Origin of the sequence: Paraburkholderia sp. RL17-373-BIF-A (assembly GCF_046030175.1) — a bacterium.
Taxonomy (GTDB): domain Bacteria; phylum Pseudomonadota; class Gammaproteobacteria; order Burkholderiales; family Burkholderiaceae; genus Paraburkholderia.
The window spans coordinates 1-726 of sequence record NZ_JARESO010000350.1; the positions used below are offsets into that span (position 1 = coordinate 1).

Genomic DNA, 726 nt, shown 5'->3' on the forward strand with positions numbered 1-726 from the left:
GGTCAGTCAGGTACTCCCAGAACGAGATGTTCAGGCGCAGGACCGATTCAGCAACTCAAGTGTGAGGTGGTGTCCGGAGGTACAGGGGCAAATCCACTCAACAACTTGACGACACCGCCCCGACCTCTGAGCCCCTATCTGCAGTCAGGAGCCGGTCGCATCACTTGCGGCTTGAGTCGAAGATGTCATTCACACCGTAGCAACGATCCATTGGAGTTGTGCGCGCATATGCGCGGACGGATGTCGTGTCCGGAACGGTGAGGCTTTGATCATGGCAATGCTACCGCTGTGCTTTGTGCCGCGTCGTATGACCTCAGCCAAATAGACCCGTGGAACAAAGCTGACTGAATTCAGGCGATGACCTGATGGCTTGAAGGACGGAGGCGCGCGATGATTCTTTCGAAATGAGACGGATAGGGGCCTAAGATGTCGAAGCTACGCATTATTTTGATTCCAAACCGTGGTCAATTGCACCTGGCGGGGCACAATCATCCGGTTGTCTCTCCATGTCTGCTGCTAGTGGCCGATGACTCAGCGATGAACCTGCCGGCGGGTTGCAACGTTTATTGCTTCTCAACCGGTGTTCTGCTGTCAGTCTACCGTGAATTGCGGCACCTAACCGTCGCAAGCCAGCAGATCGTTAAGTTCGACGCGTTTCTGCCGGTGGCGGCTAGCATGGACGTGCTGCATGCTGTGGATCAATTGGCAAAGGCAGATGCAGAGGCT

General features: G+C 55.2%; 1 protein-coding gene. It reads left to right on the top strand.

Translation table 11 applies throughout. The features are described from left to right. Positions 1 to 426: 426 nt before the first annotated feature. Positions 427 to 726, top strand: a 300-nt coding sequence (locus P0D80_RS50810; RefSeq protein WP_408296464.1) for a hypothetical protein, incomplete at its 3' end; no start/stop codon positions are given.